Below are 14072 nucleotides of genomic sequence, written 5' to 3'. Positions count from 1 at the left end.
CTCCGACGCGGAGTTTGCCCGACCCCGTGCTCAGGTCCGCATCGCCCGCGACGTGGTCCACGGTGACGGTGCCGGCCCCGGTGTGCGCGTCCAGCGGGCCCGTGTCGCCGAGTTGGACGTCGCCCGCCGACGTCGTGACCCGGCACGCTCCGAGCCGGCCGGTGCCGCGGAACGTCGCCACCGACGCCTCGCCGTCGAACTCGGAGCCGCTCGGCAACGCGATGGTGACGTCGACGGAGCCGGCCTTGCCGAACAGGCCGAGTCCGCGCTGTTTCGGCGCCTTGACCAGCAGCCTTCCCGCGGAGTACTCGACGCGGGTCTGCTCGGCGGCGCGAACGTCCGATTCCCGCGAGCTGTCGCCGGGGCGCACGTCCACGACCGTGTCGACGCGGTCGCTCGCCGTGATCCGTGCGTCGCCGACGACGAGTTCGACGGTGGCCGAGATCGGCGCCGGGGTGCTGAAGGTGGGCATGGTTGTCCTCCCGAATGTGCTGGGGCGAATGAATGGACGGGCGGGCAGGGCCGGTCAGCGCACCCAGCCCGTGAAACGGTCGGCGCCGCGTGGGGCGCGCCGTTCGGAACGACCACTGCCGCCGGCGGACTCCAACCCCGCGGCCGCGGACCGGACGAGCCAGGCATTCACGGACAGTCCGGCCTCCCGAGCGGCCTCCTCGACGCGGTCCTTGAGGTCTTGTGAGAGACGAAGATTGATCCGGGTCATGGCGCCGTCTTCCACTTCCGCGATACGCGGCGGCGTCACGTCCGGACCGGCTGCGGCCGGCTCCTCGAACGACTGCTCGACGGGCGCGGGAGTGACGACGAACGTGGGCTCACGTCCGCGGAGGCGAAGATCCACCGAGCCTGGTGCGAGGTCGCGGGTGATTTCACTGGCGGCCGCCGACAGCGCGTCGAGTAGCGCGAGCCGGACTCCGGACTCCAGTGGTGCGGTGAGTCGCTCGGCGAGGGCGCGGGCGTCCTCTCCCCCGGCCTCGGCGGCTACGGCCAGTTCGTGGCGGAGGGACGCGACATAGGGCGTGAGATCCATGGTGCCATCATGGCACCATGGTGGTGCCATGGCAAGGACTGATTGGACTTCTCGGTGCCACCGTGGCGTCACGGCGGCCCGGTCGGTCGCCGTGAGCGCAGGTCACGGCAATGATTCGGGCAAACCGAACGGATCGAAGTGTTCCGGACCGATGAACGAGGTCAGCTCTGCGATCTTGGTGCCGCGCAGGGTCAGCACCGTGATCGACCAACGGAGGTGGGTGCCGGCGTCCTCGTCCCACAGGTAGAAGGCCACGGCGGGCTGGCCGTTGGCACCGACCGCCAGGTGACGCCACGAACCGCATCCGGTGAGCGGGACCCGGACCGCGAAATCCGTGACCGCGGCCAGACCGCGGTACCAGTGCGCCATCGGCGGCATCGACCAGGTCACGTCGTCGGTCAGCAGAGCGACCAGAGCGTCGGCATCACCGCGTTCCAACGCGGTGGAGTACCCGGCGACCAGAGCACGCAGACGCGCGTCGTCGATCTCGCGCAGGGTCCGCGACTGGGTCACCGACGGAATCTTCTCCGCCACGATCGCCCGGGCCCGTTGCAGCGCGCTGTTCACCGATGCCGTCGTCGTGCCCATGGCGGCGGCGATCTCGGCGGCGGAGAACCCCAGGACCTCGAAGAGCAGCAGGGCCGCCCGCTGATTGCCCGGCAGATGTTGCAGTGCCGCAACGAATGCCAGTTCGACGGCCTCGCGCTGCTCGTAGCGGGCGGCCGGCCCCGCCGCACCGGCGGCCAGTCCGGCATCGGCGTACGGACCCAGCCACGCCACCTCGGTCAGCGGGACGTCGCCGACGACGGCACGATCACTGGACGGACCCAGGTCGACGGGCAGGGCCCGCCTACCGCGCAATTCGACGGCGTCCAGGCACGTGCGCGTCGCGACGGTGTACAGCCAGGAACGCAATGCGCTGCGGCCTTCGAATTTCGCGAAACCGCGCCACGCTCGCAGCAGAGCGTCCTGCAGGGCGTCGTCGGCATCGTGGCTGGAGCCGAGCATGCGATAACAGTGGGCGTGCAGTTCGCGGCGCAACGGTCCGACCAGCCGTGTGAACGCGGCGTCGTCTCCGTCCCGGGCTCTGGCCAGGTCGGGATCCTCGGCTCCTGCCGACGCGTGCGGTCTTCGAACGGAGTTGTCGCTCACGAACGATGATTCTGCCCCACCGGCGTCTCGTGCACCGCGCATCACCTGGTGGGTGTGGGGGCGGGTGTGGGCGCCAGGGACATCCCGGCGTAGATCTCGTCGAGAACGGTGGGCAGCAACGCGTTCGCGGTGGTTGTGCCCTCGGGTGAGAGGGTCAGATTCGCCCAGATCACCAGTGTGACGTCGTTGTCCGGGTCGTACCCGATGAACGAGTTGAAGCCTGGCAGTTCACCGCCGTGGTAGTACATCGACGCATTCGGCCCGAACCGCTGATAGCTGATCCCGTAACCGTATTGCTGCCCGTCGGGTGCGTCCGGGTCCTCGGGTTGCAGACTGTCCCTCCATTGTTGTTGGTATTCCGGATTCAAAACTTCGCCGGAGACCAGTGCCCGTATCCACGCGGCCAGGTTGTCCGCCGTGGAAATGGCGCCCCCGGCGGCGGTGGCGTAGGACGAATTCTGGTTGGTGTAGTCGAGGGGCTGCAGTGTCCCCGCCCGCGCGGCGGCCTGTATGTCGGCGGGATACGGCTCGTCTACCAGTGCGTACGCCGATTCGCCGTACATGTAACCGTGCGAATACGGGTCCGGGATCGCCGTATCGTCGGCGGCGGGAAGAGAGGTCTGGTTCAGCCCGAGCGGCCCGAGCAACCGTTCCTGGAACTGCTCGGGCAGTGGGCGGCCGCCGGCCTTCTCGGCGACCAGACCCAGCAACGCGTAATTGGTGTTGCTGTATTCGTACGACGTGCCGGGCGGAAACTCCGGCGGCCGGCTGAACGCGATGTCCAGGACCTCCTGAGGCGTCCAGGCCTTCGCCGGGTCGCTGTCCAGACTCGCCGCCAACTCCGGCGAACTCGTGTAGTTGTACAGTCCGCTACGCATCGTCAGCAGCTGTGCGATGGTGATGTTCTCGCCGTTGGGCACGTCGGCGACATAAGTGGACACCGGGTCACTGAACCGGAGCTTTCCGTCCTGGGCCAGCAAGACCGTCAGCGCCGCCGTCAACGTCTTGGTGTTCGAGGCGATCCGGAAATGGGTCTGCGCATCCGGCGGTGTGCCTGCACCCAGTTCCGTGGTGCCGACCACCGCGTCGACGTTTCCCTGCGGGGTGCGGAGATGCACCACCGCGCCGGGGATCATCAGCTCCGCGGCGGCAGCATCGACCGCGGCCTGGAATGCGGCCGGATCGATGGAATTGAGCGCCGAACCCGGAGCAGCGGTCCCCGTCGCCGTCGTCGCGGCAGGCGGGGAACCGGTCTCCGAAGCCGGCTCGGACGTGGGTGAGCACCCCGCGATCACCAGGGCGCCGCACGCCGTGAACACAGCGAAGCGAGTGACTCGCAGTGCGCGGAACCGACCCACTCCAGCTCTCCGGCCCCGCATGAATTCCACCGGGGAATCGCTCATCGTCGCCATCACCGCCTCGGCCATAATTCGAGTACCGCGCCGATGGGCGGTACCAGCCGGCATGCCTCTTTCGAAATCCTAGCCCGGGAGCCATCCATGAGCACGCGACGCGGCCTCGGCACGCCAACGCCAACGAACTCACCTATGCGCGAATCGGCGATCCCGCGGTGCCGTCGGCGGCGAAATAGGTTATGTACGGCGCGGATCGGCGCGGATGACGGACATGGACCCGGACGCCCCCACCTGGTATACGAGCAGGGGGACGTGTATTTCGTTCCCTGCGCGTACCCGCACCACATCGAGGTCTCGGGGTCCGACGACCTCCACATCGGCAATTTGCGAAATTCCCGTTCACCCCCCGCCGACCCGCTCATCGTCACCAGAAACGACCCTCTCGACGAACGCGGGGAGCGGCAATCCGCCGTGCCCGGATTGCCGCCGTGCCCGCTCCGGTTTCAAGAATTTCCCCGAGGGTAATTGGGGTGTATGGGCGCACGAGAGAGGACGACGACACGGTCGACGGCGCTCGCCGACGCTCCCCCGGGACGGCTGCCGCGGAGGCAACCGCTGCCGCCCAGGCGACCGGCAGCCTCGACAACCACTTCGGCCGGATCGCGGCACGGCCTTCCCCGACGGACCGAGACGGCGGCCCGGCCGACGCGAACGGACGCCGGCACCGAACCCGTCACGAAGCCGACGGCGAAGCATCCCCGGGACACGGGGTCCCGCTCACCGGCACACACCCGATCCTCCAGCTCCGGCCGCGCGCGCCTGCCCGATCCGGTTCCGCACGACTTCGGGGATGTCACCGAGTGGCTGAAGGACCAGGTTCGCAGCCTCGTGGACGCACTGCGGGACCGCGGCGAAATGGAGGCGCAGAATCTCAGGCAAAAATTCAAGGAATGGTTGGCGTCACTCGTCCACGACGTGATACACAGCAACGCCGGGGTCGGAGCCGGACTCGAAGGCATCCGCGCCGCCCTGACGGGTAAGAATCCGGTGTGGGCCGCGATCAAGGCGCTGGTGTCCGGATTGAGCGGCAAAGCCAAGTTCGGCCTTGTTCTCCTTCTGATCGTCGCGCTGTTGCTCGGACCCGTATTACTCGTGGTGCTTATTTTGGTGCTCCTTGTCGCGGTGATTGTCGCAGCGGTACGAGCCGCCAGCCAGTGACATCTCCACATTGAGCCCGGAAAGCATTGCAGCTGAACCACTCTCGAAACTCGCCAAAGATGCGTCGATCTCGACGCCGACCGTGTGGATATGTGAGAGGCGTGCGACGCGGCACGTCGGCGGAACCGACTTCTCCGCCGCTGGTTGAGCGTCCTGCAGCTGGGGTAGTCGGGAAACGGCGACCCCTTACCGCGCACGGTATTGCGACACATTGCCGAAGTTGGCGAGAGGTGCGCCGGCGACTACTCGGTAAAGGGGTTCGACGATGAAAACCAAAGGTCAGGTGGCGTTGGCCGTCGGCGCGGGGTACATGCTGGGCCGAACACACAGGATGAAAATGGCACTGATGCTGGCGGCCGCGGGTGCGACCGGACGCTTCCCCGGCGGGCCACGCGACTTGTTGGAACGGGGCACGAAAGTGCTCGCGAACTCCCCCGAGCTCGCCAAGATCAGCGATTCGGTTCGACAGGAGCTGGTCAGCGCAGCGAAGGCCGCGGCGGTCACCGCAGCGAGTCAGCGCATCAACCAGCTCAACAACCGGATTCTGTCCGGCGGCGGCGAAGCCGTCAGCGACGTGGGCGACACGGTCGACGACACCGTGGGTGGTGTCGGCAACTCGGTCGGCAAACTCAGCAGTCTCGGAAAACTCGGTCGCAAGCGACGCGGTCGCTCCAAGGACGAGGAGTACGACGAATCCGAAGTCGACGAAGAGCCGGACGAACAGTACGCCGACGAGGACGAGGACGAGGACTACGAGGAGCCCGAACCCGACGAGGAGGATGCCGCCGACGAGGAGGAACCCGCTCCCCGCAAGCGACCCGCCGCACGTCGACGCGCGTCCGGCAACGGCAGCTCCCGCCCGACGAGCAGGTCGCGCAGCGCGAAATCGGACGAGGACGACGAGGAAGCCCCGACCCGCGGCCGCCGGACACGGGCCAAAGCCACGACTGATTCCGCGCCCGTGCGGCGCGGCGGACGGTGAGCACGATGACGAACGCCGCGAACAAACTGCGAGAAGCCGCACCGGGAGACGGGGGCGGATCGTCGGGTGTACTGCAGGAGGCACTGCAGAAGCTGGCCGGCACGGTGACGGAGAAGGCGCTCACGTCGGTCTCCGACAAGGTGCAGAACGCGTCCGGCAGGCTCACCGATTACGCCGAGGGCGGCGGCGGTAGCCTGCTCGCCGCCGTGACCGGTTCCGAGAAGCTGGCCGAGGGTGAATCACCGATCAAGTCGGCGGTGAGCGGTGGCTGGCAGGGCGCCAAGCAAATGGTCAAGGACACGGCTTCTGACGTCAAAGAGGCCGTCACCGGTGGTGGCGGCAGCAAGGGCAAGAAGCTCAAGTTGACCAACATCGTCGAAACGCTCGATGTCGGGGTCCCGGTCCAGCTCGCTTACAACCAGTGGACCCAGTTCGCCGATTTCCCCTCCTTCATGAAGAAGGTCGAGCGGGTGGAGCAGGAAGCGGACGAGAAGCTCGAGTGGAAGGCGCAGGTGTTCCTGTCGCACCGGACGTGGGAAGCGTCGATCATCGAGCAGGTTCCCGATGAGCGGATCGTGTGGCACTCGAAGGGTGCCAAGGGTTATGTCGACGGTGCGGTGACGTTCCACGAGGTGACTCCCGATCTCACCCGCATCGTTCTGATCCTCGAGTATCACCCGAAGGGTTTGTTCGAGCGGACGGGGAACCTGTGGCGTGCACAGGGTCGGCGAGCGCGCTTGGAGTTGAAGCACTTTGGCCGCCACGTCATGACGCAGTCCGTTCTCCATCCCGACGAGGTGGTGGGCTGGCGCGGGGAGATCCGGGACGGCGAGGTGGTCGAGCCCGACGAGGACGATACACAACCAGACGAATCGGATGAGTCGGACGAATTCGACGAAACCGACGAAACCGAAGGCGAGGAGAGCGAAGACGAGGAGCCTGAACAGGACGAGTCGGAGCAGGACGAGTCGGAGCAGGACGAGCCCGAGGAGCCCGACGAAGACGAGTCCGAGGAGGAAGAGGAGGACGAGGAAGCACCCCCGCGAGTACGTCGAGGTCGCCCACGCAAGACCGCCGCGGCCGCCGAGGACAAGGCAGCCCCGAAGAGGCGGGGCCGCCCGCGTAAGACTGCCGCCAAGAAATCTGCCGGGTCACGGCAAGGAGCGCGGCAATGACGGCGATACAACCAGCGGGAGGCGGCGGCGGAGTCAGCGGCGGCCCCAGCTCCAGTAGCCTCGCCGACGTCATCGACACCATCCTCGACAAGGGCCTGGTCATCGATGCCTACGTGCGGGTGTCACTGGTCGGTATCGAACTGCTGACCATCGACGCGCGCGTCGTCGTCGCCAGTGTCGACACCTACCTGCGGTTCGCGGAGGCCGTGAACCGGCTCGAGATCGGCAGTGGCGAGCCGAAGGGTCTGACGGACCTGGTCGGCGACGTCACCGAGGGTGGCGCCAAATCGAAAACCAAGGGTGCGCTCGAGGCCGCGGGGGACAAACTCGGCGACATCCTCGGCGGCGGGCAGGAAGAACCTGAGCGCGAACGGGTTTCGCGCAAGTCCAGTCGAGGGGACAAGTGATGTCTAAGTCAGAAGAGGCCAACGACGCTCCCGAGGAGCCGCGGACCAGCGGTGTCTACGTGTACGGCATCGTGCCAGCGGATGTGGAAGCCGAAAAGGACGCGGTCGGTGTGTGTGACGGACCGGTCGCCGTCGTCACACACGGCGACATCGCGGCGCTCGTCAGCGAGATCTCGGTCGACCGACCGCTCGGGAAACCGGAGGACCTCCGGGCGCACGCGCATCTGCTGGACGGTACGTCGGGCGTGGCACCGGTACTTCCACTTCGTTTCGGGGCGGTCATGACCGATGAGGACGCCGTCGAGAAGGAATTGCTCGAAGCACACGCCGACGAATTCACGGCAGCGTTGAAGGAACTCGAGGGTCGAGCGCAGTACGTCGTGAAGGGGCGGTACGTCGAGGAAGCGATCCTCCGGGAAATAATCGAGGAAAACAGACAAGCGGGTGAGCTGGTCGAGGCGATCCGGGATCAGCCCGAGGAGGCCACCCGCGATGCCCGGATGGCGCTGGGCGAGATCGTCAGCAACGGCATCGAGGCCAAGCGGGACGAAGACACGCGCACGGTGGTCGAGGCGCTCGAGTCGCTGTCCGATGCGGTCAACGTGCGGGAACCGACGCACGAGGAGGAGGCCGCCCAGGTCGCCGTCCTCGTCGAGGTCGCCCGGCAGGACGAACTCGAGAAGGCAGTCGGAGACCTGGCCGAACAGTGGGACGGCCGCGTCGAGATGCGCCTGCTCGGACCTCTCGCCGCCTACGACTTCGTGGTGACGCAGAAGCCGGAGGGCTGACCGATGGGCCTGCTGTCGTTCATCGCCGGGCCTCCGCTCGCCCCCGTTCGTGGGGTGATCTCGCTGGCCGAGCTGATCCAGCGACAGGTCGAGGAGTGGGAGGACGCCCGTGCGGCCGGTGAGATCTCCGCCGAGGAGGAGCAGGCTCAGCAGGCCATCCTCGACCGCATGACCGGAACGGCACTGCCCAGCAGTCCGGAGAGGGAGTGATCGGCGATGGCAGAAGAGGAGCCACCTCCGTTGCCGGCGCCCGAGATCGCCGAAATTGCAACGCGCGACATCGCGAAGTTGACGGGCAAGAAACCCCTGGGTGCCACATCGGTCATGCCCACCGACGACGGCTGGACCGTCGAGGTGGAGGTGGTCGAGGATCGGCGGATCCCGTCGTCGACGGACATGCTCGCGTTGTACGAGGTGGTCGTGGATCTGGATGGAGAGCTGTTGTCCTACCGCAGAACCCGCCGCTACATCCGCGGTGTCGGTGACAGTGGGAGCGCGCAGTCATGACGGTAGTCGGCGGCGGTGCGAGCAACCTTCCGCAGAGTTCGGGCGGCGGCTTCGGCGGTGGGCACCAGTCGACGAACCTCGGCGAGATTCTGGAACGGGTGCTCGACAAGGGTCTCGTGATCGCCGGCGACATCCAGGTCAACCTGCTCGACATCGAACTGCTCACCATCAAGGTGCGTCTGGTGATCGCCTCGCTGGAGACCGCGAAGGAGGTGGGCATCGATTGGTGGGAGCACGACCCCTGGCTGACCGGCAAGAACAGCGACATCGAACTGGAGAACCGGAAGTTGCGGGAGCGAATCGCCGAACTCGAGTCCGACAGGTCGGTTCGACCTGCCGTCGAGGACGCCGACACGGTCGAGGTGGAGGCGAGGCGTCAGGAGCGCGACGATGACCGCGGATGACGGTGTCTGGCTCTACAGCATCACCACGGACGGCGTCGGTGATGCGCAACTCGCCGGGGTCACCGGCGTGGCAGGCGAGCCGGTCCGGGCGGTGACGGCGTCGGGTCTGGTCGCGGTGGTGGGGACGGTGAGTCTCCGCGAATTCGGGCAGGAACCTCTGCAACGCAAACTCGAGGACCTCGACTGGCTGGCCGCGACCGCGAGAGCACACGACGCCGTGGTGGCGGCCGTGTTGCGCAACTGCCCCACCGTTCCTTTGCGATTGGCGACCCTCTATCTCGATGACGAGCGCGTCCGCCACCTCCTCACGGAACGACAGGAGGAGTTCGGTGCGACGCTGCGCCGGGTGACCGGTCGGAGCGAATGGGGTGTCAAAGGATACGGCGACGCCAAGATCCTGTCGCAGGACGTGAAGGAGGAGCCGCCCCCGACGGGTGCGGCCGGAAAGGGAACCGCGTATCTACTGCGCCGCCGCGCGGAGTTGACCGCGCAGCAGGACGTGGAACGCAAGGCGACGAGCCATGCGGGAGAAATTCACACCGCGCTCCTGGGCCGGGCGGTCGACGGGGTACGCCGACAGGTCACCGACCCGGTGCTCACCGGTAAGCGGGCCTGGATGATCTTCAACGGCACCTACCTCGTCGACAACGATCGCGTCGAGGGTTTTGCTGCGCTCGTCACGGCGCTCGACACCGAACGTCCGGGAATCACATTGGAATTGACCGGACCGTGGCCGCCGTATTCGTTCGCCGGAATCGACGGGTGAGCCATGAGCGAGATGGTCCCCGCGGACGACACCCGCCGCATCGCGCTCGTCGATCTACTCGATCGGGTGCTGGGCGGCGGTGTCGTCATCACCGGTGAGATCACGCTGTCGCTCGCCGACGTCGACATGGTCCGCATCTCCCTGCGCACGCTCATCGCGTCGGTGAGCGCACTTGTCCCGGATCCGGCCGAGCAGGATTCCGCCGATGGCTGAGCCCGAGCCGGTCGATTCGGATATAACGAGCGACATCGGTCGCCAGGTATTGCCGCATCGGATCGACGCCGATCCCGAATCCGTCGAGAAGGGCCTGGTCACCCTCGTCCTGACGATCGTGGAGCTACTGCGCCAGTTGATGGAACGGCAGGCGCTGCGCCGGGTCGAGCACGGCGATCTCAGCGACGAGCAGATCGAACGCATCGGCACGACGCTCATGCTGCTCGAGGAACGCATGGCGGAGTTGCGTGATCATTTCGATCTCACACCCGAGGACCTGAACATCGACCTCGGACCGCTGGGGCCGCTGCTGTCGAACGAATAGGCTTGACTCGCCGAGCGTCGCCGATATCGGTGCTCGAGCGATCAATGTTTGAGCGCGTTCTTGATCTTCTTCCCCGCGTCCTTGACCTTGTCGCCCATCTGCTTGGCGTTGCCCCGGGCCTGCTCGTTGCTCCCCTCTGCTTCGAGGTGGGCGTTGCCGGTGGCCCTGCCGACCGCCTTCTTGGCGGCGCCCTCGGCGGTTTCGACCTTGTGCCGGATCTTCTTTCCCATATTCATGACGCCGTCCTGTCCTCTGCGGTCCCTTCCGATTGCCCTGCGTCACCGGTTTCAATCACGCAGCGCACGGCGTTCGTATCCGGTCGTGCGGTCACCTCCGCAGCAACAGCGCACTGTCCCCGAATTCGTGCCACAGATACCCGCGCGCGAGTGCCTCGTCGTAGGCGCGGCGGACGGCCGCCGCTCCCACCACCGATTCGAGCAGCATCAGGTGGGAAGCCCCGGGCGCGTGCCAGCCCGTGATCAGCCCGTCCACCACGCGGGCCTGCCGCGCCGCGCTCAGCACCAGGTTCGTCCAGCCCGCGCCCGCCACAGCCAGCCCGTCCGACGTTGCCCGGGTCTCGAGTGCCCTGGTCACCGTGGTGCCGACCGCGATCACGCGGCCGCCCGCCGCTCGGCGATCATTGATCAGTCGCGCCGTGTGCTCCGGCACCTCGTACCGTTCGGGGATCGGTGGCTCCCCACGCTCGGGCGAGGACACACCCGTGTGCAACAGGATCGGCGCTGTCACCACCCCCGAGGTCGCGAGACCGGTGACGATCGGATGCGTGAACGGCCGCCCGGCGCTGGCCATCTCGGCGCTCCCACCGGTGCGGCCGAAGATCGTCTGGTAATAGGACAGCGGCCAGCGCTCGTGGACGTACGCGTACGTGATCGGACGGCCCGCGGTGGCGAGCAGTTCCGCGGCCACGTCCGCGACGCCGTCGACCGAGGCCCGCCACAGCCGGGCCGAACCACGGGGCCAGGGCTCGTGGAGTGTCGCGACGGCACCCCGCGGCAGACCGATCCGCGTTCCCGCCGCGACCGAATCGAGGGCTCCCGATGCCGGACCCGGCGCTCGCACCTCGACCGCCCAGTCCCCGCCCCCGAGTTCGGTGGAGAAGTGGACGACCACCGGTCCCAGCGAGTCGATGGTGCCGTCCACGGCCGCGGCCAGCGTCGCCGACGCGTTCACCACCACCACGTCGCCCGGCCGGAGAAAGCGCGGAAGGTCGCGAAATGTGCTGTGCACCAGCTTTCCTCGATCGGACACGAGCAGCTTCACCGAGTCGCGCAGCACGCCCCGCTCCTCCGGCGGGCCGCTCGCCTCCAACCGCTGCGGCAGAACGAACCGGAATTCGGTCACCGAGCGACTGCCCGCCCGGGTCACGACGACACTCCGGTGTTCGCGGCCGCGAAGTCGGATGCACGGTACCGGCCGCTGGGCGGTCTCGTCTCGAGCAGCCTCAGCAGTGCAGGGACCACGGTCTCCGGCTCGGGCCGATCCGAGATGTCCTCACCCGGGAACGCCGCCTGGTGCATCGCGGTGCGCATGTCGCCGGGATCGAACGCGTAGATCGCGAGATCGGGCTCCTCGACCGCCAGTACCGCGGTGGCGTGGTCGAGCGCCGCCTTCGCCGCCCCATAGCCACCCCAGCCCGCGTAGGCCTCGACCGCGGCATCGGACGAAATGTTGATCACGGTGCCGTCTGCGGCCCGTACCTGCCCGATCAGTGCGGCGATCAAGGCGAGCGGGGCCAGCACGTTCGTCGTGAACACCCGGGCCAGTGCGTGCTCCGGGTAGCGGGTCAGGGCGGGCATCGGGCTCGGCCCGAGCGCACTGGCGTTGTTGACGAGCAGGTCCAGCCGACCCCGCGCCGCGATCGCCTCGGCGACGCGGTCTCGATGACGCGGATCCGTCACGTCGCCGGGGACTGCGGTGATGGTGCTCCCCTGCGAGGCGACCCGATCGAGCGGTTCGGCCCGTCGTCCGGTGACGATCACCTCCCAGCCACGCTCCGCGAGCGCGAATGCGCTCGCCCGTCCCAATCCTGCCGATCCCCCAGTGATCAGCGCCGTTCTGGTGCCGTTCATCGCAGACTCCTTGCCTCCAGTGACATCTGGCACCATCCTGAAACCTGAAGTCCACTTGATGTCAAGGGTCGTCGTCAGCGGTGTGGTGCCCGGACGGAGGGGGTGGGATTCCCGGGTCGAACGGACGATAATGAGTCCCTACCCTGAGACGAATGCGCCCCGTGCCACGACCCCGCATGGAAGCCGCGAGCCGAACCCGGGCGCCGACCGAATCGAGAGTGACTTCGCATGAACACAGTCGCAGTGCGCTCGGCGATCGCAGCGGCCGCTGCATTCGCCGCCTTCGCCGCACCCGGTGTCGCGACCGCCGCACCGAACCTTCACGGGGATCCCAAGACTCCAGGCACCCAGGTTCAGGTGGAGAGTGAGCCGGGCGACTCGAACAGCTACACCTGTGGGGCGGTCGGCGTCGCGGGAGCCGGAGTCGGATCGAATTCCTCCGGTGGCGCCGGTTCGGTCAACGGCGCGTATTTCGGACCCGGCCCCGTCCAGGGCGGCTGCGTCGGTAGTGACGGATCGGTCTACTTCCCGACCGGCAACGCCGAATAACCGCGACTCGAAAACACTGACACTAGATCCGCGTGACGGTCGCGAGCCAGGCCGGTGCGCCGTCGGCGTGGAATCGCGTGTGAATCCGGTCCGGTTCGACAGCTGTGATGTTCCAACCGGATCCGGGACCGAACGCCGCCGTCAACTCCTCCCGGCTGACGGGGTGCGGGCCGGCGTCGGGGCCGTCGTCACTGAAACACAGCACATACAAGGTCCCGCCGGGTTCGGTCACCGAAGCCAGACTCGCCACGTAGCCGGGCCGCTCGCCGGCGTCGAGGGTGTGGAACAGGCCGCAGTCGAGCACAGTCGCGAACCGGCGTCCCAGCGTTTCCAGACGGAGCGCGTCGGCCGCAGTGAACTCGACCTCGATCCGGCGATCCTCGGCCTTCGTCCGGCCGATCGCCAGCGCCGTCTCGGCCACGTCCACGCCCACCACCGACAGTCCCAGCGCGGCGACGTGCAGAGCATTCTCGCCCGTTCCGCAGCCCGCGTCGAGGACCGGGCCGGCGAATCCGCCCTCGGATGCCACCCGCACGATCGCGGGCTGGGGGCCGTCGATATCCCAGGGCGCACGGCCCTCGTGGTACGACGCATCCCACGGCAGCCCCGTCATCCGCTCGTGACTGGTCGGTTCCCGACCGCCGAACGGATCGTCGGCGAGAGGACCTGATCGCTCCGGCAACACCTGCTTCGCTCAGAGCTCGAGGAGTCGCTGGAAGAACTCGCGATAGCGCTTCAGCGCGAGGCGAAGGTCCTCCGTGGAGCCCTCCTCACCTCGGGCCCACTGCTCTTCGAGCCGCGAGCGCGCCTCCGAGAATCCCGTTGTGATCCGGTCGACGACGTCCGAGACGAGGCCGTCCGCTTTCTGCACACACTCTCGGGGATCGTCGACGAAGCCCGACTGAACCTCGTCCCAGCGCAGGCGGAGTACCGACAGTTCGTCCTCCGCGAACAGCGTCTGCCCGGCCGAGGTGTCGGTGTCCTGTGCGGGCGGTTGGGCTCCCTCGGCGGACGTGGGTCGCGCTTCCCCCGCCGACTCCGGGGCCTCCGCCGGGCGCTGGGCCCCCTCGGCCGGCACGGCGGCAGCGTCGGTCGC

The 14072-nt window shown here is 67.6% G+C and carries 20 protein-coding genes and 1 pseudogene; 12 read left to right on the top strand and 9 right to left on the bottom strand.

The window, feature by feature from the left end; translation table 11 throughout:
• The 4 genes and pseudogenes from ACFTZB_RS33480 to ACFTZB_RS33465 all read right to left on the bottom strand — a co-directional run.
• Positions 1-472, bottom strand: a pseudogene (locus ACFTZB_RS33480) (hypothetical protein); the annotation flags it as partial.
• 54 nt (positions 473-526) lie between these two features.
• Entirely contained in the window at positions 527-1045 is a 519-nt protein-coding gene (locus ACFTZB_RS33475; RefSeq protein WP_378438282.1) for a toxin-antitoxin system HicB family antitoxin, read from the bottom strand.
• A 102-nt stretch (positions 1046-1147) separates the two neighbouring features.
• Positions 1148-2197 (bottom strand): sigma-70 family RNA polymerase sigma factor, encoded by a 1050-nt coding sequence (locus ACFTZB_RS33470; protein WP_378438281.1) that lies wholly within the window; start codon positions 2195-2197, stop codon positions 1148-1150.
• A gap of 41 nt (positions 2198-2238) precedes the next feature.
• Entirely contained in the window at positions 2239-3600 is a 1362-nt protein-coding gene (locus ACFTZB_RS33465) for a serine hydrolase domain-containing protein (protein WP_378438279.1), read from the bottom strand.
• Between the two features lie 840 nt (positions 3601-4440).
• Here ACFTZB_RS33465 and ACFTZB_RS33460 point away from each other — a divergent pair.
• From ACFTZB_RS33460 to ACFTZB_RS33410, 11 genes are all read left to right on the top strand, one after another.
• On the top strand, positions 4441-4770 hold the full coding sequence (locus ACFTZB_RS33460) for a hypothetical protein (protein WP_378438277.1): 330 nt from the start codon (positions 4441-4443) through the stop codon (positions 4768-4770).
• A gap of 265 nt (positions 4771-5035) precedes the next feature.
• Positions 5036-5752: a hypothetical protein gene (locus ACFTZB_RS33455; RefSeq protein WP_378438275.1), complete on the top strand. Its 717-nt coding sequence runs from the start codon at positions 5036-5038 to the stop codon at positions 5750-5752.
• A 5-nt stretch (positions 5753-5757) separates the two neighbouring features.
• Complete coding sequence (locus ACFTZB_RS33450) at positions 5758-6927, top strand: SRPBCC family protein (protein ID WP_378438274.1); 1170 nt, start codon at positions 5758-5760, stop codon at positions 6925-6927.
• Positions 6924-7334: a gas vesicle protein GvpJ gene (gene gvpJ, locus ACFTZB_RS33445; RefSeq protein WP_276138663.1), complete on the top strand. Its 411-nt coding sequence runs from the start codon at positions 6924-6926 to the stop codon at positions 7332-7334. The genes ACFTZB_RS33450 and gvpJ overlap by 4 nt, the downstream gene beginning before the upstream one ends.
• Positions 7334-8122, top strand: coding sequence for a GvpL/GvpF family gas vesicle protein (locus tag ACFTZB_RS33440; RefSeq protein ID WP_378438271.1), 789 nt, complete (start codon positions 7334-7336; stop codon positions 8120-8122). The genes gvpJ and ACFTZB_RS33440 overlap by 1 nt, the downstream gene beginning before the upstream one ends.
• A 3-nt stretch (positions 8123-8125) precedes the next feature.
• On the top strand, positions 8126-8332 hold the full coding sequence (locus ACFTZB_RS33435; RefSeq protein WP_378438269.1) for a gas vesicle protein G: 207 nt from the start codon (positions 8126-8128) through the stop codon (positions 8330-8332).
• A 6-nt stretch (positions 8333-8338) separates the two neighbouring features.
• The gene (locus tag ACFTZB_RS33430; RefSeq protein ID WP_378438267.1) at positions 8339-8629 is read left to right on the top strand and encodes a gas vesicle protein; all 291 of its coding nucleotides are present in this window, start codon (positions 8339-8341) and stop codon (positions 8627-8629) included.
• A complete protein-coding gene (locus ACFTZB_RS33425) occupies positions 8626-9033 on the top strand; it encodes a gas vesicle protein (RefSeq protein ID WP_378438265.1) in 408 nt (135 codons plus the stop codon). The genes ACFTZB_RS33430 and ACFTZB_RS33425 overlap by 4 nt, the downstream gene beginning before the upstream one ends.
• Complete coding sequence (locus ACFTZB_RS33420; RefSeq protein ID WP_378438263.1) at positions 9020-9799, top strand: GvpL/GvpF family gas vesicle protein; 780 nt, start codon at positions 9020-9022, stop codon at positions 9797-9799. The genes ACFTZB_RS33425 and ACFTZB_RS33420 overlap by 14 nt, the downstream gene beginning before the upstream one ends.
• 3 nt (positions 9800-9802) lie before the next feature.
• Entirely contained in the window at positions 9803-10012 is a 210-nt protein-coding gene (locus ACFTZB_RS33415; RefSeq protein WP_124393800.1) for a gas vesicle protein, read from the top strand.
• Positions 10005-10337: a gas vesicle protein K gene (locus tag ACFTZB_RS33410; protein ID WP_378438260.1), complete on the top strand. Its 333-nt coding sequence runs from the start codon at positions 10005-10007 to the stop codon at positions 10335-10337. Before ACFTZB_RS33415 ends, ACFTZB_RS33410 begins: the two co-directional genes overlap by 8 nt.
• A gap of 41 nt (positions 10338-10378) precedes the next feature.
• On the opposite strand, the gene ACFTZB_RS33405 is transcribed toward ACFTZB_RS33410, so the two are convergent.
• From ACFTZB_RS33405 to ACFTZB_RS33395, 3 genes are all read right to left on the bottom strand, one after another.
• The gene (locus tag ACFTZB_RS33405) at positions 10379-10573 is read right to left on the bottom strand and encodes a CsbD family protein (RefSeq protein ID WP_378438257.1); all 195 of its coding nucleotides are present in this window, start codon (positions 10571-10573) and stop codon (positions 10379-10381) included.
• 91 nt (positions 10574-10664) lie between these two features.
• Positions 10665-11723 (bottom strand): S-adenosylmethionine:tRNA ribosyltransferase-isomerase, encoded by a 1059-nt coding sequence (locus ACFTZB_RS33400; RefSeq protein WP_378438255.1) that lies wholly within the window; start codon positions 11721-11723, stop codon positions 10665-10667.
• Positions 11720-12427, bottom strand: a complete 708-nt coding sequence (locus ACFTZB_RS33395) for an SDR family NAD(P)-dependent oxidoreductase (RefSeq protein ID WP_378438253.1) — start codon at positions 12425-12427, stop codon at positions 11720-11722. Before ACFTZB_RS33395 ends, ACFTZB_RS33400 begins: the two co-directional genes overlap by 4 nt.
• A 228-nt stretch (positions 12428-12655) precedes the next feature.
• Between ACFTZB_RS33395 and ACFTZB_RS33390 the strand changes: the two genes are divergently transcribed.
• Positions 12656-12976: a hypothetical protein gene (locus ACFTZB_RS33390; RefSeq protein ID WP_378438251.1), complete on the top strand. Its 321-nt coding sequence runs from the start codon at positions 12656-12658 to the stop codon at positions 12974-12976.
• A gap of 22 nt (positions 12977-12998) precedes the next feature.
• Here ACFTZB_RS33390 and ACFTZB_RS33385 read toward each other — a convergent pair whose 3' ends face one another.
• Both ACFTZB_RS33385 and ACFTZB_RS33380 read right to left on the bottom strand, forming a co-directional pair.
• A complete protein-coding gene (locus tag ACFTZB_RS33385; RefSeq protein ID WP_378438249.1) occupies positions 12999-13589 on the bottom strand; it encodes a class I SAM-dependent methyltransferase in 591 nt (196 codons plus the stop codon).
• Between the two features lie 81 nt (positions 13590-13670).
• A partial coding sequence (locus tag ACFTZB_RS33380) for a hypothetical protein (RefSeq protein WP_378438247.1) occupies positions 13671-14072 on the bottom strand: 402 nt, incomplete at its 5' end.

It is taken from the genome of Rhodococcus sp. NPDC057014 (assembly GCF_042673295.1).
GTDB lineage: Bacteria > Actinomycetota > Actinomycetes > Mycobacteriales > Mycobacteriaceae > Rhodococcus_F.
The sequence above is the reverse complement of the archived record's forward strand: the minus strand, read 5'-3'. Positions and strand labels throughout refer to the sequence as shown.